Here is a 21,947-nt window from a genome sequence, read left to right on the forward strand (position 1 = left end):
TTGCCATACTTTAGCATCGTTGGTAATTTGAAGATAATCCACGTTGTTTTATCTTCAAATTACCAACACTAAAAACCTCATCCTGCCCTTTCTACAATTACAACATTAAGTAACCGTCTCCATTTCACGGAAGTCAACAGGCACAACCCTAGAAATTCCCTTAACCATTGTCACTCCATACATAATATCCACTGCCTCCATGGTCTTTTTATTATGGGTTACAATAACAAACTGAGAATTCTTAGAAAAATCCTTTACAATATTATTAAACTTGGCAATATTGGCATCATCCAATGGAGCATCCACCTCATCAAAAATACAGAAAGGCGCAGGTTTTAATAAATACAAAGAAAATAACAAAGCCGTAGCCGTTAAGGTTTTTTCTCCTCCCGATAGTTGATTGATGGAAAGTGGGCGTTTTCCTTTAGGTTTAGCAACAATTTCTATTTTTGATTCTAAAGGTGTTTCTGGTGCTGTTAATTTCAAATCACAGGTATCATCTTCATGAAATAAGCTTCGGAATACCTGTATAAAATAGGTTCTGGCTTGGTTAAATGCTGCCATAAATCGCTCTGTTGCCTTGGACTCAATTTCGGAAATGGTAGCCATCAAATTTTCTTTTGATTTGATTAAGTCGTCCCGTTGTTCAACAATCAATTTATTCCGATCCTGAATTTCGTCATAAGCTTCAATCGCCATGGGATTAATGGGCCCATAATTCGTTAGACGACCACGCAACTGCGCTACATTAGACTCCAAAACCGCTTCTTCAAATTCAGGATTAGGCGTTTCATTAACCAAATCATTAATTTTGATTTCAAACTCCATATTCAAACGCTCGGCAATAGAAGTCAGTTGCATTTTAACCTCATTAAACTTGTTGTCCAGTTTTCCCAACAATTCCAATTGCTGCGTCTGCTTTCGTTGTTTTTCTCTCAGCTCTTTTTCGGTATCCGACATATCACTCCTTGCCTTGAAATAAGCCTTTTCTGCCACCACTACTGCTTCTTGGTATTCCTTTTTGACTTCGTACCATTCGTGCAACTGTTGGCTAGCTACTTCAATTTCTTTTTGTGTAGCTACTAAATCGCCACCAGATTCATTTAGAATTTCCTCATCTCGCTTCCGCTGATCTTTAAGTTCTTTGTATTGACGATGACAAAAATCAAGTTCTTTCTCTATGGAAGCCATTCCATTTTGGTGCCGAACTTGTTCAATGTGTTTTTTATTATAATTAGAAGAAGCCTCAGCCATACCCTGAGCAATATCTTGAACAGAAGCATCCTTTTCTGAAACAGTTGTCTTAAGTTCCAACAGCTCTTTCTGCAATCGTGTCAACTGTGATTGAACCATTTTTTGCTCTTGCTGATGTGCTGTTATTTGCTTATGGTAAGTTGCTTTTTGATCCTCGGTTTCTTTTCGAAACAATTCAAAGCTGTCTAATTTGGACTTAATGGTAATAGCCTGACGAACGGTATTGTTAAGTTGCTTTTCTAGCTTTTGTATTTCAAATTGTTGGTTTGCTTGTCGCAAATTTTGCTGCGCAAGTCGTAAATCCTTTACCAAGTTGTCCATTATTTGAGCCTCTTCGCTCAAAGCCTCTATTTGTGTTTCGAGCAACTCCAAATTTTTCTTACGCCCAATCTTCTTACCTTCAAATGCTCCTACCGATCCCCCTCTCACAGAATATCCTCGCTGCGTAAATTTTCCATCTTGAGTCAACCAAATTGTACGGCTATCCAACTCTTCCACCCCAACCTTTTCTTCAACAATATACACATTGCCCAACAGGTATTCAGCTAAAGCCTGATAACGAGCATCATAAGTTAAAACATCTAAAGCCCAAACGCCTTTATTAGAAGTATTGGATGGAGCGTCTTGTTCTGGAAATTGATCCAATAAGAAAAAATTAGCCTTTCCCTTCTGGTTTTGATCCAATAATTCAATCGCCTGCAATGCCTCTGTAAAATTCTGCACTACATAATAACTCAAATAAGCCTCCAGATAATTCTCCACCGCAGCCCTATAAGTCGGTTCACAATAAAAAATATCTGATAACAAAGGCGCATTATCCGACCAAGATTGATTTTTATTCAAGAATTTGATGGATTCTGAAAAGCCATCCATATTTTCTACCAAACTCTTTAGCAACTTATACTCATTGCGCTTGGCATCTAATTTTCTATTTTTAAGACTTAAGTTTTCTTTAGCTGTTTCTAATTCTAACTCTGTTTTTTCTAAATTTTTCTTTCGAACCTCCTCTTCTATTTTCATTTTATCAATGACTTCCTCCTGCTCTTTTTGAGCAGCTTCCAATTGACTAGCCTGCTCTGTAATTCCTTTTACCTCTACGGTTCGCTGTTCTAGATTTTGGTTTAATCGTTCGATGTTTCTAAGTGCGGATTCTTCCTGATTCTGGAGTATTGCCGCTCTTTTTTCTTGCTCAAAAGCTGAATTATTCAGTACCTTTTGTTGGATAACAAACTCTTCTAACTCTCTTTTTGTTGAGCCATGTTGCCCTCTTATTTTTTCTAAAATTGCTTTTGCTTCTTCCAATTGAAGACTCAATGCCTTCCCTTTTTTATATTCCTCATCCAATTGCTCACTCTGCAATTCAATATTTTTCTCCGTTTCGGCAATTCTTTTTCGATTCGAAGCAATACGCTCATCTAATTTTTCATTGTTCTGCTGTAAAAACAAAGTCTTTTGAGCGAGAATTTTTTTATCATTCTCCTTGCCTTTTATTTTTCCAACTAAACTATTTAATTTTTTCTGACTGCTAGCCAACTCCTGCTCTTTCTCCAAATTTCCTGTCCGCCCTCTCTCAACTCGTTTTTCAAGAGTTTCGATCGACAAATCCAGTTCCTTTTTGGCTTTTCGTTCTACCTCTAGTTGAACATCAAGTTCTTTATAATTCTTTTTGCATTCCGCAATTTTAAAATAGCTCAACTCCAAACTTAAGCGACGATATTCATCTTTTAATTCAAAATAACGCTTCGCTCGTTTAGCTTGGCGCTCTAAGCTTTTTAGATTTTTTTGAATTTCAAATAATAAATCTTCTACCCTAGATAAATCTGCTTCTGTAGCTTTTAGCTTATTAAACGTTTCTTTTTTTCGAATTTTATATTTAGAAATTCCCGCTGCCTGTTCAAATAACTTAAGGCGAGAATTGTCCTTATCCTGCAACAAGTCATCCACCATTCCCAGTGCAATAATTGCATAAGAATCTGAGCCCATTCCCGTATCTACCAATAAATTAGAAATATCTTTCAGACGACATTTCACCCCATTTAGTTGATATTCGCTAGAACCATCCTTATACAAGATCCGTTTAATGGACACTTCCTGATATTCTAGGGGTAAAATCCCCTTATCATTGATAAAAGTAAGCGTTACCTCAGCCAAGCCCGAAGCCTTTCTACCTTTGGTTCCATTAAAAATCACACTTGTCATGCTCTCCGAACGCAATTGACTTGTTTTTTGCTCACCAAGCACCCAACGAATTGCATCCACAATATTAGATTTCCCACATCCATTCGAACCAACAATACCGATTACGTCCTCGCCAAAATTGATGACCGTACGATCTGCAAAACTCTTAAAACCTTTTATCTCTAAACTTTTTAAACGCATTTAATTGTATTTATCTAGCATTTTTTGTTATCAAAAAATTACAACTTGTATCAAGATCTACCAATAGGCAATAGCCCATCTTTACTTTTTTTGAAAGCTTGCAAAGATAATCAGCCTAAAGGATTTTTTGGTATAAACAACAAAAAAAGTCACCTTCGAATAAGTATCGAAAATGACTTTTTAGTACTAGAAATTAATTCTAGCTGAATATTTTGCAATGACTAAAACTCAATTTGATCTGCAGTAATTTCCTTGCCATCAATCACCAATTTGTATTTAGACAAATCTACTTCGCCTTTGTACTTAGAGGTAGAAACAACTTTTACCTCCATGTTCAAATCTTCTTTGATTGCCTTCATTTTTTTGATCATAGCAGCAGCTTCCTCTGCATTGTTAGAACGAGCAGCAATAGTTTCTTCATTGATTTCTTTAGACAACATCCCCGCATCATTTAAGGCAAAGTAACCTGGAGTTTGTACGTGGATTTTAATTTCTTCTTCTAAATCTTTTCCACCAATTGAAATAGCTTTGCTTAGATTGGGAGCAGAAACGATATAAGTTTCACCGTCTTTTCCTCCATCAATAGAATAGCGACCAGCTTTAACCAATTGTGCCAAAACAGCATTCGGAATATTAGCTTTAATTTCTAATTGAACTCGGATTGTCCCTTCATCCCAAGGTTCTGAATCCATTCCTTTATTTTGGATGTCAATTTGTACATTTGGACACTCCAAAGGATTCAAGGTTTTTACTAAAGTTTTATCAGATTCTTGTGCAAAAGAAGCAGAACTTACAAGAAGAAATGCAAAAAGAAAAGAAAATACTTTCATGATCGTCATGTTTTTTTATAGGTATAAATGTTAAATTACTCTACCTGATGTTTTTAAAATTTAAACAATATTGTTTTTTATACTGAATGTTAGATTTTAAATTGTTTCACGCCCATATTTTATACTCCAAATAAGCTATAATGGGAGGCTAAAGTCTAGAAGTGAAATGCTCTAAAAATAGCTAAAAGCTAACTTAATTTTAATCCTTACAAAAACTATTGGGTAGAGTGATGTTAAACATTTGGTGAATTCCTAAAATAAAGAAAAAATTTGAACTAAAAAAATTATATTAGGACTTTATTAATTAGTCCCAAATTATAAATTAAGGTTCTACCCCATCCCCTAATCGTCAAAATTATCCAAGGAAATTCCTCCTATAATAATATCGCCATACATTGCTTCTACCTCTTTGAGTGTAGAATTGGGAGACAGTGTCTTTTTCTTGCCTTGGATAAAACCTGAGTTTTCATCTCCTGCTTTTTCTTTGGTCATAGCAGGGTCCATTTTGCTAGCTTCTTTATCTCCTCCTTTGTCCTTGCTTTTATCTTTTTTATAAATAAATCGATATTTAACATCCACCTTTTCCTTAATTTGGCGCATCTTCTTTATCATTTTAGCAGCCTCTTTCATATCGGTTGCTCTTCCAACAACCTCTTCTACCATTTCCCCAGGAAAATTTTTCTGAAGCACACCATCTGCAACCGCATAATACCCTGGTGTTTGAATATAAATACGAACCTGATCATCTAAGTCTTTACCACCAATTGAGACCGCCTTATCTAGGTTTTCTGCCTGAATATTAAATGTTTCGCCTTCAACCGATGAAGACAAAGTGTAACGTCCAGCTTTAACCAACTGTGCCAAAACTGCTTCTGGGAAATTAGCTGTAATCTCTAATTCTACACGAATAAAACCTTCATCCCATGGCTCTGCTTCTACTCCCTTATTTCGGAAATCGAAATTAATCGAAGAAGTCCCTTGAGGATCCATTGTTTTCACTAATGTTTTATCAGATTTTGTTTGTGCAAAAGTGGTATTTGCAACTAAAAACAGCGCAAAAAATAACATTGCTCTTTTCATACTTAGATATATTGTTTTTATTCTGGGTAAAAAAACGAACTTCTAGAGAAGCTCTTTTTAAGGAACGGTAAATAATGTTGTATTATTGTAAGGCGAATAGTTATATTAGTTACATAAATACTTCCATTAATTTACCTTTCCTTTAACGTATTCGATTCAAAAATGATTCCGTTTTTAAAACTTTCTTAACTTATTTAAAAGAAGGTTTTGAACAAAAATCACTTACAGCACTTCATCCTTGCCCATAACCAATTGAATATTAGAACCAATCTTTTCTTCTAAAAATATCTTTCGTTCACCAACAATTTGGTCAAAAAGTTTGGCAGAAGAATGGCGAATGGTAACCAACTTAAGGTTTTCAATTTTTTCAACCTCATAATTAGCTTCTAAGTCCGCAACCAATTGATTAATTTTGTTGGGTACATCATTAACACAAACCGAAAAAGCAAGGGCTGTATTCTGAGTCATATTCACCTTAATTCGGCGGTTAGCAAGTGCCTCAAAGAGTTTAGAAAACTTTGCTTCATCTACAAAAAAGAAATCTTTGGACACCATGCGCAAAAGCGCTTGATTCTTCTTTACAACAATCATTGGAGGGTATTCCGTTATATCAAAAGCGCCAATTGCGGTTCCAACTCCTTCAGGATTAACAAAAGACTTTACGTACAATGGAATTTTTTTATTTTGTAAAGGTCGTATTGTTTTAGGATGAATAACCTGCGCACCATAATAGGTCATTTCGATTGCCTCAGCATAAGAAAGCTGCTCAACAAGTTCTGTATCATCAAACAAACGAGGATCCGCAGTTAAAACACCTGGGACATCTTTCCAAATAGACATATCTTGGGCATCTAAGCAATAAGAGAAAATAGCCGCTGTAAAGTCAGACCCCTCTCGCCCTAAAGTAGTCGTAAAATTCTCTGTTGTTCCCCCTAAAAAGCCTTGCGTTACCACCAAGCCCTTTGCCATTAAAGCAGGAACCCTTGCTTGAATAGCCGCTTCTGTTTCTTGCCAATTAATATTAGCATCTCTATAGGTGTTATCCGTTCGAATGCAATCTCTAACGTCCAACCAAGTTGTCGCTAATCCTATTTCATTAAGGTAGGCACTAACAATTTTTGTTGACAAAAGCTCTCCTGTGCTTACGATTTGGTCGTATAAATAATCAAATTCATCTTGGGGTTCCTCTTCTAGAATCCAATCTAAATCAACAAATATATCATGAACCTCACTGTATATAGCATGTTGTGCCGTATCGAACAAATCGTCCATAATCTGTTTATGATTCTTCTTGACCTTATCCAAGCAGGCTTTCATTTCACTGGTTTGTTTCTTCCAATAAGCAGTCAATACTTCTTCCATAGCATTGGTTGTCTTTCCAGAAGCAGAAATGATAATTGTCAATTGGTCGCTGTTGTAGCGACGCACAATACTTGCCACATTTCTAATGGAGTCTGCATCTTTGATTGACGCTCCTCCAAATTTAAATACTCGCATCATTTGTCATTAAGAATTAAAATTTTTTTTAAAAACCAAAGTACTAGGAATGATTTTTCTCATTCCCGTCTGATTGGCAATTCATATACGTATTAATAAAATTTGTTGATTATCAGAATAGAGTCTATTGTTAGTTTGGACAGATCATCCTGTCCTTTAGCAAAGATAAATCTAAAGCCTAAAGCGCCAATTTTTTTTTATTTAATTTTGTTCATTCGCTTATTTCTTTTGATTCTTTGCCCACCCAAGTCACGTTTCTTTCTTGGGCAATTATTCTCTCTGTCCCCCAAAATTGACTAATTAATCCTTTTCTCATATTTATTTGTAGAATTGATTTTAATAGAGCTGATAACTTTGTTACTTTTGTCGCAAGATTATGTTATAAGACTACTAAATATATCGTGTAATAAAGTTTTCAATATTTTTAAGCGTATCTTTTACTCGCTGTTTTTGTTGTGTTCTCGTCTGATAGCTAAGGCAATCAAGTTCCGAGTCGCCTCAACAGCAACCAAAATTTACTGTAAAAATACTAAACTACTTAGTACACGGTGTGCTAAAGTTCTTGCGAACAACTATTAATAATTGTTGTTTTGGCATATTTTTAGAATTAATGTTAATAAATTAGCTCATTATCTAGAAAGTAGTAAAAAACATAGCCTCGTGTTAACAGTAAATGATGTTCAAACACAACTTCTAACCAATTAATACGCTTAACTTTTATTGATCCAAAAGACTAGACAAATTTGTATATGCATAAGTTATTAGCCATACTATCTATCTTATTGTTATTAAGTGTGGGAACCGCACAAGCCCAAAAAACACAAGTAATTTATTTAGAAAATCCATCTTTTGAAGATCAACCTCGTGCTGGAAGAACTCCAGATGGGTGGATAGATTGTGGACATAGCCAAGAATCGCCCCCTGATATACAGCCGTATGGAGGATTTAATGTTACTCGCCCTGCACAAGACGGGCGTACCTTTGTTGGCTTAGTCAGCCGAGATAACAAAACTTGGGAAGCCGTTGCTCAACGCTTGACAGATCCTCTTCAAAAAGGAGCCTGTTATAAATTTTCGTTGCAAGCTTGTCGATCAACGACCTATATGAGCCCAACGAAAAAAAACCAAAGTCAACCTACTAATTTTAACAAAGGTTTAGTACTTCGCATCTGGGGAGGCAATAATGAATGTGATCGAGCAGAGCTTTTGGACGAACTCAAAGAACCTGTTGAACACTCTGATTGGCGAGCCTACGAGTTTGAATTTAATCCCAAAAATAATGATTACCATTTTATTTGCATTGAGGCTTATTACAAAACGCCTACCTTTTCTTGGTACAATGGAAATATCCTAATTGATAATGCTTCTGAAATTTTCTCTTGCGAAATCCCAACGGATAATAATCCAATTGCTGAAAATACGCCCAAAGAAACACCAAAAAACCCAAAAACTGATCCTAAAATCAATATTAAACCAACAAAAGATCCATTAGAGGTTAATACGAAACCCAATACTTCTGCTCAAAATATTACGACAGTTGATAAAGGAAACTTTGACCCTAGCAAAATTGTAGCTAAGGAGCTTAAAGTTGGGCATAAATTCAGGTTGGAAAATCTTTATTTTCAAGCAGATTCTGCCTCTATCTCTAGAAATGGGAAAAAGGTCTTGCTAGGATTGTATCAGTTCTTAAAAAACAACCCTAAGCTCGCTTTAGAAATTGGAGGGCACACCAATGGTCTTCCGCCAGATGACTATTGCGACAAATTATCTACTTTACGTGCCAAAAATGTGGTCGCTTTTCTCAGAAAAGAAGGAATTCAACAAGATAGAATGGGCTACAAAGGCTATGGCAAACGAAAACCCATTGGAGATAATAAAACCAAAGATGGACAACGCCGAAACCAACGCGTTGAGATTATTATTACGGATATTTCGTCTCGGTATAAGTAATTTTGAATGCTCGTAATACAAAGCCCCTTTAAAAATTCTAGAATTTTTAAAGGGGCTTTTTTACAGTTGCTTAATCAATATCAAATCACTATCGTAAATTTAGAGGTCGCCAAAGGTTGCCTTATTTTCTTACCCGTTTCTTGGTAATCAAAATTTAAAACCACTTTAATTTCATGCTTACCAGCTTCTAGTTGATCAAGCCAGTTTACGAAAGGAGCAGTTAAGGTATTAGGCATTTTATCCTTAGTCGTTTCTTCTCCCAAAAACAAAGGCAGGGTGGTTGCTTTTTGGCAAATGCTTGCCTCCAGAGGATAGTCTATCGTTTCGATCAAAACATCATCTATATAATAAGTAGCCACCACCGTACAAATTTTATCTTGTCCTACTCCTGCTCCAATATTTCGAATCGATTTGGGCAAATATACACGCCCATGAATGACCGTCTTTTCAGAAACTTTAAAATCAGTTTGGAGCGCCTTGGTCGATGGTTCTTTTTCTTCAATAAAAGCAGTAGACCAAAGCATTTTTCCTAGATTTTTTTGATGTAAATCACTGGTAATACCTTGATCGGGAGTTGGACGGTGCAAGACAGGAATTTTGGTACCATACAAAGGCTGTAAAGCATTTTTCTTTACCTTCAAACTAAATTTCCCTGTGCAAACAGCCGCTCCTATTTGTTCAGGCTGCTGGATGTCATCAATCAAATAAAGTTCCACCTTTACGGCATGTGATTGCTCATCAATGGCTCTAGCTGCAATTGCCTTCATCCATGCATTCATGGTATTATTAGGCTGTGCAATTGCATTAATTAATAAATCATCTTTGACTGTCCACGCTGCTTTATGTTCCATTGCCAAACTATGAAATTGTTTCATCACCACACTAAAAACCAAATCAAATTCTTGAAGTGCCATCATATGAGATTCCGCCAAGGCAATTGTGCCTGTTGAAACCTCTAGTTCTTCCAAATAAATCTTAACTTGCCCATAGATTTTTTCTGGATTCTCTATCCCTCGTTCTTGAGCAATTGCCTCAAACGATTTGCCCATATCAAAGCGCAAATATAAGTCATCTTCAACATTGACAACAGACTGCGCTTTTGTGCTATGAAAAGTCGTATGGGGCGTAATTGTTTGACCGAACAAGGACAGGTGAATTGTCCAGCAAAAAAAAGAAAGAATCACTATTTTAAATTCATTCATGTCTAACTTACATTTTTGGATTAAAAAGATTTTTCCTTTTGTTCATTATTGCTCATAAGCAAACTGTACAATATTTGCTCCCATTTGTAATGCTTTGATGCGCATTTCTTCGGTATCATTGTGCACTTCTTGATCTTCCCAGCCATCGCCCAAATCCGTTTCATAGCTATAAAAACAAACGACTCTTCCTTCCCAGACCAAAGCAAAACCTTGTGCAGGCTTGCCATCGTGCTTATGAATTTTAGGAATGCCTGTTTTAAATTCAAAGGTCTTGTGATAAATTTCATGAGAGAAAGGCAATTCTACCCATTCCAATTCTGGAAATACTTGTTTCATTGCAATTCTAACAAAAGGATCCATTCCATAATTATCATCAATGTGCAAAAAACCGCCCGACTGTAGATACAAACGCAAATTTTCAGCATCTGCCTCCGAAAACACAACATTTCCATGTCCTGTCATATGAACAAAAGAATAATTAAAAATTTCGGCACTCCCTACATCTATCGTTTCGTAATTGGGATCAATATTGGTATGCAATTTTTCATTGCAGAACTTTGCCAAATTAGGCAAAGCCGTTGGATTAGAATACCAATCCCCTCCTCCATTATATTTGAGCAGACCAAATTTTAGAGCAGGAGCATTCTCCAAAGTGCTAAACGAAAAAGAAAAAATGCTTATTAGTAAAGCCGTCAACAATCCTGTATATTTCATAGTTTTATTTGTATTAATCAATTCTGCTTAGTGAAGCTGTTTATACCTTCCTAAACTAAAAAATCTTAGCAACAATTCATGTTCTTTGCTAAGATTTTAAAGTTATGCTAACAATATTTATTGCTCCAACCTTTCTTATTTGAGATCGATTGGCATTTTATTCTGAATTGGCATTCGCACAAATTACCTTGCAAAAACCAATTTATAATCCGCTTGAATTTGCCCTTTTTTAATTTTGTCCAAACGTTTCTTAACAAAACGCTTTTTTAGAGGTTTTAATAAATCCACAAACAAAACGCCCTCCAAATGATCGTATTCATGCTGGATAACACGAGCTGTTATACCATCAAAAATTTTATCTTGAAGTTCAAAATTAGCATCGTAATATTCTATCCTTACTTTGGGTTGACGAGCCACATTTCCACGAACATCAGGAATACTCAAACAACCTTCCTCATATTCCCAGCGTTTGCCAGATTCATCCATTATAATTGGATTAATAAAGACTTCTTTAATATACTCACTAGCTTCTTCCTCTCTATCTTCTGTATCCAACTGCTCTGTATCTACCAAAAATATTCGAATATTCCGACCAATTTGAGGAGCTGCTAATCCCATTCCCTTGGTATGATACATTGTTTCAAACATATCAGCCAATAATTTTTTTAAATCAGGATAGTTTTCGTCTATTTCTTCTGTCTCTTTTCTTAGAATGGGATGCCCATAGGCATATATTGGTAATTTCATTTTTGATTGCTATTTTTAACTTGGAAACGATGAGTAGAGTATTATTTTTGATTGGTTAAATAGTCATTTTTTAGCTATTACAACATTCCTCAAAAAACAAAGCTGTCTTCCCTACTCAAAATAGGATGCAAATATAAGAACATTTTTTGTTAGTATAACACTTCCTTAGAATTTAAGAATCGTTAATTAGAGCATTATCGTTAATTTTTTAATTATTGACCAAGCATTTTTTATGAAAAAACATCAATTTTCTGCCATTATACAAGCATCTGATAGAGGAGGCGCATTTGTTCTTGTTCCTTTTGATGTAGAAAAAGAAATGGGGGCTAAACGCCCTAAAGTAGCCGTTCTCTTCGAAGGACAAGAAAGCTATAGAGGAACGCTTGTTCGAATGAAAACTAGCTCTCATATTTTAATTGTTAGAAAGGATATTCGATTAGCCATAAACAAACAAATTGGAGATCATATCAACGTTGAATTATGGCTAGACACAGCAGCGAGGGTTGTCGAAATTCCTCCCCACTTGCAAAAAGCTTTTGAAACAGAACAAAAAGCAGCTAATTTTTTTAAAACGCTTTCTTATACTTGCCAAAAAGAATACGCCAATTATATCACTTCGGCCAAACGAGAAAGTACCAAAGAACGGCGTACCCTCAAGGCTATCGAATTGCTCCAAAAGTCAATAAAAACTCCGTTGTAAATTAGCTTCCTAATTCAACTAGCAATTTTTTTTCATGAACTTCCTTGCGTAATTAGTCATCTAAATGCGTATCTTTGTAAGATTATGAAAGAAGAAAAAATTATAAACAACGAAGTTTACCTACTACAAACCTTTGTAGCTGATCCAGGTCAAGAACCGCTGAGATTGGATAAATTTTTAATGGGTAGACTAGAGAACGTGACTAGAAATCGCGTCCAAAAAGCGATTGATGAGGGCTGGGTATTGGTCAATGATAAACAAATAAAAAGCAATCATAAAGTTAAGCCTGGTCACGAGATTAAGGTTCGCTGGAAACGACAAAAAACAGAAGGTGGTCCAATTCCTCAAGAAATGGATTTAGACATTCGTTATGAAGATGACGATTTCTTGATCTTACACAAACCTGCGGGCTTAGTAGTACATCCAGGGATCGGCAACCCAGATGGCACCTTGGTCAACGGATTGGTGCATTACCTAAAAGGATTGCCAATTACTCAAGACAACGAACGTCCTGGAATCGTTCATAGAATTGATAAAAATACAACAGGGCTAATGATCGTTGCTAAGACTGAAGAAGCAATGTCTGATATTGCCAAGCAGTTTTTTGATCACAGCATCGAGCGCCGTTATCAGGCCTTAGTTTGGGGAGATTTGGAAGAAGATGAAGGGACTATTACAGGAAATATTGATCGTCACCCCCGCCATCGTAAGCTTCGACACGTTTATCCAGATGGCGAACGAGGAAAACATGCGGTTACCCATTACAAAGTATTGGAACGCTTGGGCTATGTTACGTTGGTAGAATGCCGTCTAGAAACGGGACGTACACACCAGATTAGAGTCCACTTCAAGCATATTGGGCATCCACTTTTTGGAGATGTAGAATATGGCGGTGATCGAGTAGTAAAAGGAACCGTATTTAGCAAATACAAACATTTTGTCTTTAACTGTTTCAAACTACTTCCAAGACAGGCTTTACACGCCAAATCAATTGGCTTAGTGCATCCAAGTACAGGAGAATTTATAGCGCAGGATTCTGATTTGCCAGAAGATTTTAATGCTGTTTTAGAGCGTTGGAGGTCTTACACACAGGGAAGATTGAAGCTCAAATAGCTGGATAATTTAGATCAAAAACCGATACAATGAAGTCATTATTTTTAGGAATTATTTTTGTTATTTTAGGTAGCTCTTTTTCGAGCTGCAATACCGATTACAAAGCTCAGGATGAAGCTGCTATCCAACAGTATATCAAAGACCATAACCTAACGGCTATTGAAGCACAAGATGGTTTGTATTATACCATGGATGTTGTGGGGACAGGAGAACAGCCCGCTGGCGTTTATAGCACGGTAACCATTCATTATACAGGAAGATTATTGGATGGGACGGTTTTCGACAGCTCGGAAGGAAAGGCTCCTTACACCAATACCCTAACAGGGGTCATCAAAGGCTGGCAATATGGTGTTCCTCATTTTAAAGCAGGGGGAAAAGGCAAGTTATTAATCCCATCTCACTTGGCTTATGGTGCTAGTGGTTCAGGTTTAATTGGTCCTAATACGCCAATTATGTTTGACATTGAACTAATCAGTGTTCAAAATTAAAAATAACTTTTAAAGCAATAAAAAATGAGGCTTCCCAAAAGGAGAGCCTCATTTTTTTATTCTTATTTCTCAATATTACGTTGCGTGAAGAAACCCTATTAGATTATTGTTTCTCAAACAAGGCGATACTTTCTATATGCGCTGTATGTGGGAATTGATCTGCCAAACAAAAACGCTTAACGGCATATCCTGCTTCCATTAATGTCATGGTATCCCGTGCCTGTGTAGAAGGATTACAAGAAACATAAACAATAGATTTTGCCCCCAGTTCAATAATTCGTTGTAGGGCTTTGGGTACAATTCCCCCTCTTGGTGGATCCAAAACAATGGTTCCTATTTTTCCTTTGTATTGAGGATAATCGTATAAAAATTTGCGCACGTCAGCAGCATAGAATTTAATTCCTTCAATTCCATTGCGCTTTGTATTTTCTTTAGCATCAGCAATTGCCTCTGCAACAATATCAACCCCTATTACTTGATCAATATTTTCATCGTTTGCCAATAGTTGCGCAATCGTTCCTGTTCCGCAAAATAAATCCATTGCAACAGCATTGGTTGTTCCAGAACTTTCCATTCCAGCACGAACATACTCAATTACTTTTGCGTATAATTTTTCGGCACATTTGGGGTTGGTTTGAAAAAAGCTTTGCATACTAATTTCAAAATCTAACCCTAAGACATTTTCTACAATTTTCTCTTTGCCATACAAGACGGTAGATTGCTCCGCAGGTTGCTTAGCAACATCGCCAATTTCGTCATTAATGGTATGAATAACGCCCGCTAGACGTTTCCCCAAGATGCCTTGCAACAGTGCAACGAAGCCCATTTTATCAAATTGATCGAGATCTTTGCTTGTTGTCACCAAATTAAAAAGCAGTTCGTCATATACATAACTCTTACGCACAACCAAAAACCTAAAAAAGCCCTCGCTTTTAGCAGGATTCCACGCTGGTAAATTCGTTTGCTCGCAATGTTGTCTAATTTGGAGCATTGCCCCCTCTAACTGAGCATCAAACAAACCAGAATCTGCTTCTAAATTCTCTACGGCCCACCATTGTCCTCTACGTTTAAATCCAAGCGCAAAACCTTCCGACTCCTCTCCTGTTCCCAATTCAGAAATTAAAGTAGAAAAGGAATATTCCATTTTGTTTCTGTAATGCCAAACCAATGGCGAACTAATATAAGACTCATACAACTCTCGAATTTTATCCACACCACTCAACCGCTTAAACATTTCTAAGGTAGAATGTTCTTTATAATACTCTTGTTTTTGGATGGGGAGTCGAGCAAAGGGTGCACCAGGAATTGGCTGATAGGGCAATTTGATTTCATCCTCTGATGCCTGAATCACCTTTACCAATTTACACTTGGCAAAGCGTTTTTTCTTTTTTATAATTTTAGCATTGACAGTCTGTCCAGGCAAACTATTTTTGACAAACAAAACATAATCTCCCTGCTCTGTTTTCAGTTTGGCAATACCTTCTCCACCAAAGGCCACATCTTCAATCAAAATATGCTCAAGGACTGCCCCCTTCTTAATTCGTATTGTATTTGTATTCACTTCTATCTATAGGTTCAATACTTCTAAAAATCGTCAAAGTATCATAAATTATTAAAATAAAACCACAAAAGTAGAAAGTAGTCTGCTGATATTCTAACATCTGCACTACTTTCTACTTTTGTTTTCTTTTTAAGCGCTTTACTTAAGCAACTAAGCAGAACTAATAATTGTAAATTTAGCGTATAATCAATTCTGCTTCCTTACTTGGCGTGCCATAAATTGGTGCTAAAAGATCAGCCAATCAATACGCCGTGCCCTCTGCTTCGAGCTTATCCAATTTGGTAGATTTTTTCTGTATTTTTTTCTTCATAATATGCTGCTTGATCCCATTGCCTGTAAACTCCTTGCCGTGCTTGACATAGCCTAGTTTAGCATAAAAATCTAACGCTCCAACATGAGCATACAATCGAATTTCTTTGTATCCTTTATCAATCAACATTTTTTCTAAAGAAGCCAACATATCTCGTCCTACTCCCAACCCTTGCAAATCCTTTTTTACAACCACCTGACGCAACAAACATATCTTTCGTTTATTCAAAAATTCATCCTCTTCCTCGCAGACCTTGGCAACCACTCCTCCAATGAGTAAATTTTGATTGTTATAAACGACCAAATGTACATCTTTATACTCTTCTGCAAAATCCTCAATGGTAATTTCAGCATTTAGTGGTTCATAAAGTGTATTGATTCGCATTGCTACCAACTCATCATAGGCTGGAGAGGCAAACATAACAGATATGATATTCATAAGTATTTGTTTTTGTTAGTGCTTCATTTACTTTTTCCGCTCTTTAACAAATTATGTGAAAATTTTAATTAACGTCTTTAATTATGCCGTTTGGGTATTAGATTTAGTGATCTAAAAACAAGGTAGCCTAGGCTCTAATATCCCAAAATAGAAGCATTTTACCTTACATTTTACGATTAGCACACAATTTGTCAAAGAACCACTTTTTCTTTTGCTCCAAGTTCTAATAAAGCATTTGAATAAATCACAAGTCTTATAAATATACAATTTCCAACCCTGAGATTAGAGAAAAATAAAAAAAATCTTGTTCAAGGAATTTTTTTTCAATTCTTATCGTTAAGATATTGACCTCGTAATCAAGCCATCACTAGAGGATAATTTTATTTTTTTCATTTTTATGCATAAAAAAAAGGATATTTTTTTGCTTATTCACAAATAAATCCTAAATTTGCAATCGCTTAATGAAACAACAGTAAGCAATTCGGCTCGATAGCTCAGCTGGATAGAGCATCTGCCTTCTAAGCAGACGGTCACAGGTTCGAATCCTGTTCGAGTCACCCAAAAGCCATCTAGAATTTCTAGATGGCTTTTTTTATTGGTTTAAAACCTAATTTATTAGACCAAAAAATGAAACAAATCAGGATGGTGATTTAGATATTGTCCAAAGAATTTTTTTGTCTTCATACGCTCAACCAAAGGCGCCAAATCAATTTTATTTTTTAATTCAATACCAACCATTGCAGGTCCTTTTATGCGATTATTTTTTTTCATATACTGAAAATAAACAATGTCATCTTGGGGACCCAATACCTGAATTAAAAACTCACGCAAAGCTCCTTCTCGCTGTGGAAAATTGACAATAAAATAATGCTTTAACTCTTCATACAACAAGGCCCGTTCCTGAATCTCTTCCATTCTAGCAATATCATTATTTCCTCCACTAACCACACAAACAACGATCTTGTTTTTTATTTCATCTTGTAACAACTGCAAAGCACTAATACTCAAAGCTCCTGCTGGCTCTACCACCATAGCTTCCTCATTGTATAGTTGCAACATGGTTTTACAAATCAGCCCTTCGGGAATTGTCAGTATTCGATCCAAAGACGTTTGGCAAATATCAAAGGTATACTTCCCCACCTGCTTAACCGCTGCTCCATCTACAAATTTGTCTATCTGTTGAAGCGAACGAACTTCTTTTTTTTGAAGTGCCCAAGACATAGATGCCGCACCTGCTGGCTCTACCCCTATAATTTTGGTTGTAGGACTCAGCATTCTAAAAACAGAAGAGACCCCTGCCGCCAAGCCGCCACCTCCTACGGGTAAGATTAAATAATCGATGTGCTCAGAGCTGTCTTCCAAAATTTCCAAAGCAACCGTTCCCTGCCCTTCAATAATCTTAGGGTCATCAAAAGGGTGAATAAAAGAGGCGTTTGCTACTTTGCAGTGAGCCCTTGCCATCGCCAAACTATCGTCAAAAGTGTCTCCCACCAATTGGATTTCAACAAATTTCCCCCCAAACATTCGCACTTGATTTACTTTTTGTTGAGGTGTTGTTAGGGGCATAAAAATATGCCCGTTTATCTTCAATTGTTGACAGGCATAAGCTACCCCTTGAGCATGGTTGCCAGCACTTGCACAAACCACCCCTTTTGTCAAATCTTGTTTTGTTAACGTTGCGATTTTATAATAAGCTCCTCTCAATTTGTAGGAACGAACAACTTGTAAATCTTCTCTTTTTAGCCCAATTTTTGCCCCGTATTTTTCTGCCATACCCTTGGGATAACTGAGGGGGGTATGCAAGGCTATCTTTTTAACCAGAGAGCGAGCATGCTCAACATCAGATAGTTTGGGTTTATATTTTGGAGAGCGAATTGTATTCATTTTATAAGTCTATTTTAAATTAACGGAGTAATGTTAAATCCTTCTTTAAACAAAAACCTATGCTATTCTTTTACAAAACAATCAAGCCTTACAAAAGAACAACATAGTTTTATCCTCCTTCCTTATTTGGCTCTCAGTTCTCTAACAGTTTTTCCTGCTTGCCAAAGCTCACTTGCATTAATTTCAGCAAGTTCCAATTCTAGATTTTTTCTATAATTTTCTTTTTGGTTTGCTTCAATAACAATCGCCGCTTCTTTGCCACTAGCAACGCTAGCATACAAATCTTCAAACAATGGCGTATTAAGATCTCTAAATTTATTTTTCCAATCCAAGGCACCACGTTGAGCGGTAGTTGAGGTATTGGCAAACATCCAATCCATCCCCTTTTCTGCTACCAAAGGCATTAAACTCTGTGTCAATTCCTCAACGGTTTCATTAAATGCCTCTGAAGGGCTATGTCCATTCTTGCGCAAGACATTGTACTGAGCCTCAAACAAACCTGCCAAAGCTCCCATTAGCATCCCTCTTTCGCCTGTTAAATCAGAATAAACTTCTTTCCTAAAATCCGTTTCAAACAAATAACCAGAACCTATTCCAATGCCCAATGCCAAGGCTTTTTCCAATGCCTGACCAGTAGCATCTTGAAAGATTGCATAACTAGAATTTAAGCCTTTCCCCTCTACAAACAAACGGCGCAATGAGGTACCAGAGCCCTTGGGCGCTACCAAAACCACATCAATGTCTTTAGGAGGGATAATATTTGTTTGTTCTTTATAGGTTACCCCAAATCCATGGGAAAAATAAAGCAGTTTTCCAGCAGTAAGAAAGGGTTTAATGACTTTCCATTGGTCAATTTGCCCTGCATCAGAAAGCAAATACATTACAACACTTGCTTTTTCACAGGCTTCTTCTATAGAAAACAGTGTTTTGTCTGCAACCCAGCCATCACCAAGCGCTTTGTCCCAGCTCTTTGACGCTTGGCGTTGCCCAACAATCACATTAAAACCATTGTCTCTAAGATTGAGTGCTTGCCCTGGACCTTGTACTCCATAACCAATCACGGCGATGGTTTCATTTTTTAAGGTTTCCAATGCTTTTTTTAGTGGAAATTCTTCCCTAGTTACAACGGTTTCTTCTACAGTCCCGAATTTTAGCTTTGCCATTTTTTGTTTTTTTTATGATAAAAATTAGATAGTTGATTATTTTCTGAGTACAGGACAAAACAGGTAAAGGATACTTAATAAAGTACTGTTTAAGCTAAAACTATGTTTTGATCTTAGATTCTAGACCGCTTTGCTTTTAGATATTAGCCCCTATTAGGCTGTTATAGGGTCTAATATCTAAAAGCGCAGCGATTTAAGGTCTGAAAAATAGTTCCATTAATCCTTTACTTTATTTAATTCCAATTGTTTTGTCCTGTACCTAGGATTACTTTATAAAAATTGAGTAACCACGCAGCATTTAATTAATTTCTTGCAAATAGTCACTTAGAGATCGCATAGGTTTTGTAATGGAAACCCTTCCTGAACGGGCAAACTCTAGCACTCCTATTGGAGCTAATAATTCTAAAAAAGCCTCTGTCTCTTCCCTATACCCTGTTTTTTCAAGGATGGTATACTCTTGAGAAATGACCAATACTTTTGCATGGTGCTTCCGAAGAATAGAAGCAGTATCCACTTGGCTAAAATCAGCCGTTCGCAATTTATACAAGGCAACCTCCTGAAAGATTGTCTCTTCATCCGTGTGATAAAAAGCTTTAAAGACAGTTACTAATTTTTCTAGTTGCTTGACGACCTTCATGACTTCTTCTGTCGTAGCCATTACAACAATGGTATAGCGATAAACATCCTTTAGCTCACTCTCAGAAGTGGTTAAACTTTCTATCTTTAACTGGCGCCGACTAAACACCATCTGCACTTTACTTAGAGCGTCGATTAGATCCTCCGTAAAAACGGAAATGGTAAAACGCTTCATAATTTTATTCATTTAAAAAGGTTATGAATTGGGTTCTAATAATATCTCAGAAACAGCATAGCCTGTAGGAATCATAGGAAATACATTATCCTCTTGCCCTACGACTACTTCTAATAAATAAGCTCCATCATGCTGCAACATTTCTTCAACTGCTTTAGGTAAAGATTCTCGTTCTGTAATTCGCTTTCCTGCTATTCCATACGCCCCTGCCAATTGTATAAAGTCAGGACTACTAATACTGGTTTCAGAATAGCGCTTTTCAAAAAACATTTCTTGCCATTGGCGAACCATCCCCAAGTAGCTGTTGTTCAAAATAATAATCTTAACCTCCAATTGTTCTTGCTGTATCGTAGCCAGTTCTTGTAAGGTCATTTGAAAACCACCATCGCCTATAAAAGCAATAACAGTGCGATTGGGGTTGCCCAATTTTGCCCCTAGAGCAGCAGGCAACGCAAAGCCCATTGTACCTAAGCCTCCACTAGTAATGTTACTTTTGGATTGTTTAAACTTAAAGTACCGAGCTGCAACCATCTGATGCTGCCCTACATCTGTTACCAAAATAGCATCTTGCTTACTGCACTCTGAAACAAGGTGCACAACCTCTGCCATGGTCATCTTTGCTTTAGTGGGATACAACTGATCTTGAATAACTTTTTCATATTCGACCTGTTCTAAGACCGCAAAACTTTCTAGCCATTCTGCATGTAAGTTCACTGCGACCAATGCTGTCAACGCAGAAAGACTCTCTTTGGCATCTCCCAAAACAGGCAAGTGAGCATAAACATTCTTATTGATCTCAGCAGCATCAATTTCCAAATGAATAACTTTGGCTTGTTTGGCATAACGATTTAAATCCCCAGTCACTCGATCATCAAAACGCATCCCTACAGCAATCAATACATCACATTCATTGGTCTTAATATTAGCGGCATAGTTGCCATGCATCCCTAGCATTCCTACATTAAGTCGATGATCAGAGGGCAAAGCAGACAAGCCCAACATCGTCCAAGCAGTAGGGGCATCTATTTTTTCTATAAACTGCTTAAGTTCCTCCTCCGCATTCGCCAAAATAACCCCCTGTCCTACCAAAACCAATGGCTTTTTTGCCTTATTAATAAGTTTTGCAGCCAATTCCACCTGCCTAGCATCCAGTTGAGGCTTAGGTTGATACGTTTTTACTGTTGTACAAGATTGATAATCCATTTGTAAGTGGTCAAATTGAGCATCTTTCGTAATATCAATTAATACTGGTCCAGGTCTTCCAGAACGAGCGAGATAAAAAGCTTTAGCCAGTACTTGAGGAATATCGGCCGCAGTTGTAATTTGGCAATTCCACTTTGTAACAGGCATAGAAAGGTTAATCACATCCGTTTCCTGAAAAGCATCTGTTCCTAACAAGGAAGAATGAACCTGCCCTGTAATGCAGACCAGTGGCGTACTATCAATAAATGCATCTGCTAAACCAGTAATCAAATTAGTGGCTCCAGGACCTGATGTCGCCAAACAAACCCCTACTTTCCCAGTCACACGAGCATAGCCCTGTGCAGCGTGTATCGCCCCTTGTTCATGTCTAGTTAAAATATGTCTCAATTCCTCCTTATATTCATGCAGTGCATCATAGACAGGCATTATGGCACCTCCAGGATACCCAAATAAGGTGTCAACGTTTTCTTTTAGGAGTATTTTCAGAATTGCTTCTGCCCCTTTTATTGATGTTTTGGGAGCGCTATTTTTTTTTGCTTTTCGTTCTAATAAAATTGCTTTTTCCATCTCTTTTTTTTTAATTGGTAGGCTATTCTAGGGCATAGCTATCGCTAGAGGGTCTCC

The 21,947-nt window shown here is 36.9% G+C and carries 17 protein-coding genes and 1 tRNA gene; 5 read left to right on the forward strand and 13 right to left on the reverse strand.

The features are described from left to right. Positions 1-105: 105 nt before the first annotated feature. The 4 genes from smc to AsAng_RS12135 all read right to left on the reverse strand — a co-directional run bounded on the left by smc (position 106) and on the right by AsAng_RS12135 (position 7,043). On the reverse strand, positions 106-3,633 hold the full coding sequence (gene smc, locus AsAng_RS12120; RefSeq protein ID WP_264793054.1) for a chromosome segregation protein SMC: 3,528 nt from the start codon (positions 3,631-3,633) through the stop codon (positions 106-108). Positions 3,634-3,854: 221 nt separating this feature from the next. Continuing rightward, entirely contained in the window at positions 3,855-4,463 is a 609-nt protein-coding gene (locus tag AsAng_RS12125) for a hypothetical protein (RefSeq protein WP_264793055.1), read from the reverse strand. A gap of 342 nt (positions 4,464-4,805) precedes the next feature. Continuing rightward, positions 4,806-5,543, reverse strand: a complete 738-nt coding sequence (locus AsAng_RS12130; RefSeq protein WP_264793056.1) for a hypothetical protein — start codon at positions 5,541-5,543, stop codon at positions 4,806-4,808. Between the two features lie 222 nt (positions 5,544-5,765). Next, entirely contained in the window at positions 5,766-7,043 is a 1,278-nt protein-coding gene (locus tag AsAng_RS12135) for an aspartate kinase (protein ID WP_264793057.1), read from the reverse strand. A gap of 746 nt (positions 7,044-7,789) precedes the next feature. Here AsAng_RS12135 and AsAng_RS12140 point away from each other — a divergent pair. Then, positions 7,790-8,989: an OmpA family protein gene (locus AsAng_RS12140; protein ID WP_264793058.1), complete on the forward strand. Its 1,200-nt coding sequence runs from the start codon at positions 7,790-7,792 to the stop codon at positions 8,987-8,989. A gap of 80 nt (positions 8,990-9,069) precedes the next feature. On the opposite strand, the gene AsAng_RS12145 is transcribed toward AsAng_RS12140, so the two are convergent. The 3 genes from AsAng_RS12145 to def all read right to left on the reverse strand — a co-directional run bounded on the left by AsAng_RS12145 (position 9,070) and on the right by def (position 11,652). Next, on the reverse strand, positions 9,070-10,191 hold the full coding sequence (locus tag AsAng_RS12145) for a hypothetical protein (protein WP_264793059.1): 1,122 nt from the start codon (positions 10,189-10,191) through the stop codon (positions 9,070-9,072). 45 nt (positions 10,192-10,236) lie between these two features. Continuing rightward, entirely contained in the window at positions 10,237-10,905 is a 669-nt protein-coding gene (locus tag AsAng_RS12150; RefSeq protein ID WP_264793060.1) for a DUF4159 domain-containing protein, read from the reverse strand. A 183-nt stretch (positions 10,906-11,088) separates the two neighbouring features. Next, a complete protein-coding gene (gene def / locus AsAng_RS12155; protein ID WP_264793061.1) occupies positions 11,089-11,652 on the reverse strand; it encodes a peptide deformylase in 564 nt (187 codons plus the stop codon). 232 nt (positions 11,653-11,884) lie between these two features. Here def and AsAng_RS12160 point away from each other — a divergent pair, with 232 nt between their 5' ends. From AsAng_RS12160 to AsAng_RS12170, 3 genes are all read left to right on the forward strand, one after another. Beyond that, positions 11,885-12,352 carry a YdeI/OmpD-associated family protein gene (locus tag AsAng_RS12160; protein WP_264793062.1) on the forward strand — a complete coding sequence of 156 codons (468 nt, stop codon included), beginning with the start codon at positions 11,885-11,887 and terminating at the stop codon, positions 12,350-12,352. A gap of 84 nt (positions 12,353-12,436) precedes the next feature. Further along, positions 12,437-13,465 (forward strand): RluA family pseudouridine synthase, encoded by a 1,029-nt coding sequence (locus AsAng_RS12165; protein ID WP_264793063.1) that lies wholly within the window; start codon positions 12,437-12,439, stop codon positions 13,463-13,465. A gap of 29 nt (positions 13,466-13,494) precedes the next feature. Beyond that, on the forward strand, positions 13,495-13,953 hold the full coding sequence (locus tag AsAng_RS12170) for an FKBP-type peptidyl-prolyl cis-trans isomerase (RefSeq protein ID WP_264793064.1): 459 nt from the start codon (positions 13,495-13,497) through the stop codon (positions 13,951-13,953). 103 nt (positions 13,954-14,056) lie between these two features. Here AsAng_RS12170 and rlmD read toward each other — a convergent pair whose 3' ends face one another. Continuing rightward, positions 14,057-15,514 (reverse strand): 23S rRNA (uracil(1939)-C(5))-methyltransferase RlmD, encoded by a 1,458-nt coding sequence (gene rlmD, locus AsAng_RS12175; protein ID WP_264793065.1) that lies wholly within the window; start codon positions 15,512-15,514, stop codon positions 14,057-14,059. 241 nt (positions 15,515-15,755) lie between these two features. Continuing rightward, complete coding sequence (locus AsAng_RS12180; protein ID WP_264793066.1) at positions 15,756-16,262, reverse strand: GNAT family N-acetyltransferase; 507 nt, start codon at positions 16,260-16,262, stop codon at positions 15,756-15,758. Between the two features lie 483 nt (positions 16,263-16,745). Here AsAng_RS12180 and AsAng_RS12185 point away from each other — a divergent pair. After that, positions 16,746-16,819, forward strand: a tRNA-Arg gene (locus AsAng_RS12185). Between the two features lie 58 nt (positions 16,820-16,877). On the opposite strand, the gene ilvA is transcribed toward AsAng_RS12185, so the two are convergent. From ilvA to ilvB, 4 genes are all read right to left on the reverse strand, one after another. Beyond that, the gene (gene ilvA / locus AsAng_RS12190) at positions 16,878-18,146 is read right to left on the reverse strand and encodes a threonine ammonia-lyase IlvA (RefSeq protein WP_264793067.1); all 1,269 of its coding nucleotides are present in this window, start codon (positions 18,144-18,146) and stop codon (positions 16,878-16,880) included. A gap of 122 nt (positions 18,147-18,268) precedes the next feature. Beyond that, positions 18,269-19,309 carry a ketol-acid reductoisomerase gene (gene ilvC / locus AsAng_RS12195; RefSeq protein ID WP_264793068.1) on the reverse strand — a complete coding sequence of 347 codons (1,041 nt, stop codon included), beginning with the start codon at positions 19,307-19,309 and terminating at the stop codon, positions 18,269-18,271. A gap of 298 nt (positions 19,310-19,607) precedes the next feature. Continuing rightward, the gene (gene ilvN / locus AsAng_RS12200) at positions 19,608-20,132 is read right to left on the reverse strand and encodes an acetolactate synthase small subunit (protein WP_264793069.1); all 525 of its coding nucleotides are present in this window, start codon (positions 20,130-20,132) and stop codon (positions 19,608-19,610) included. Positions 20,133-20,141: 9 nt separating this feature from the next. Continuing rightward, positions 20,142-21,890, reverse strand: coding sequence for a biosynthetic-type acetolactate synthase large subunit (ilvB, locus tag AsAng_RS12205; RefSeq protein WP_264793070.1), 1,749 nt, complete (start codon positions 21,888-21,890; stop codon positions 20,142-20,144). Between the last annotated feature and the right edge of the window lie 57 nt (positions 21,891-21,947).

The sequence above is a fragment of the Aureispira anguillae genome (genome assembly GCF_026000115.1).
Classification (GTDB): domain Bacteria; phylum Bacteroidota; class Bacteroidia; order Chitinophagales; family Saprospiraceae; genus Aureispira; species Aureispira anguillae.

What these genes read in the sequence shown, in the direction of transcription:
- smc (WP_264793054.1), bottom strand. Translation starts at nt 3,633, where the DNA reads ATGCGTTTAAAAAGTTTAGAGATAAAAGGTTTTAAGAGTTTTGCAGAT.
- AsAng_RS12125 (WP_264793055.1), bottom strand. Translation starts at nt 4,463, where the DNA reads ATGAAAGTATTTTCTTTTCTTTTTGCATTTCTTCTTGTAAGTTCTGCT.
- AsAng_RS12130 (WP_264793056.1), bottom strand. Translation starts at nt 5,543, where the DNA reads ATGAAAAGAGCAATGTTATTTTTTGCGCTGTTTTTAGTTGCAAATACC.
- AsAng_RS12135 (WP_264793057.1), bottom strand. Translation starts at nt 7,043, where the DNA reads ATGATGCGAGTATTTAAATTTGGAGGAGCGTCAATCAAAGATGCAGAC.
- AsAng_RS12140 (WP_264793058.1), top strand. Translation starts at nt 7,790, where the DNA reads ATGCATAAGTTATTAGCCATACTATCTATCTTATTGTTATTAAGTGTG.
- AsAng_RS12145 (WP_264793059.1), bottom strand. Translation starts at nt 10,191, where the DNA reads ATGAATGAATTTAAAATAGTGATTCTTTCTTTTTTTTGCTGGACAATT.
- AsAng_RS12150 (WP_264793060.1), bottom strand. Translation starts at nt 10,905, where the DNA reads ATGAAATATACAGGATTGTTGACGGCTTTACTAATAAGCATTTTTTCT.
- def (WP_264793061.1), bottom strand. Translation starts at nt 11,652, where the DNA reads ATGAAATTACCAATATATGCCTATGGGCATCCCATTCTAAGAAAAGAG.
- AsAng_RS12160 (WP_264793062.1), top strand. Translation starts at nt 11,885, where the DNA reads ATGAAAAAACATCAATTTTCTGCCATTATACAAGCATCTGATAGAGGA.
- AsAng_RS12165 (WP_264793063.1), top strand. Translation starts at nt 12,437, where the DNA reads ATGAAAGAAGAAAAAATTATAAACAACGAAGTTTACCTACTACAAACC.
- AsAng_RS12170 (WP_264793064.1), top strand. Translation starts at nt 13,495, where the DNA reads ATGAAGTCATTATTTTTAGGAATTATTTTTGTTATTTTAGGTAGCTCT.
- AsAng_RS12180 (WP_264793066.1), bottom strand. Translation starts at nt 16,262, where the DNA reads ATGAATATCATATCTGTTATGTTTGCCTCTCCAGCCTATGATGAGTTG.
- ilvA (WP_264793067.1), bottom strand. Translation starts at nt 18,146, where the DNA reads ATGAATACAATTCGCTCTCCAAAATATAAACCCAAACTATCTGATGTT.
- ilvC (WP_264793068.1), bottom strand. Translation starts at nt 19,309, where the DNA reads ATGGCAAAGCTAAAATTCGGGACTGTAGAAGAAACCGTTGTAACTAGG.
- ilvN (WP_264793069.1), bottom strand. Translation starts at nt 20,132, where the DNA reads ATGAATAAAATTATGAAGCGTTTTACCATTTCCGTTTTTACGGAGGAT.
- ilvB (WP_264793070.1), bottom strand. Translation starts at nt 21,890, where the DNA reads ATGGAAAAAGCAATTTTATTAGAACGAAAAGCAAAAAAAAATAGCGCT.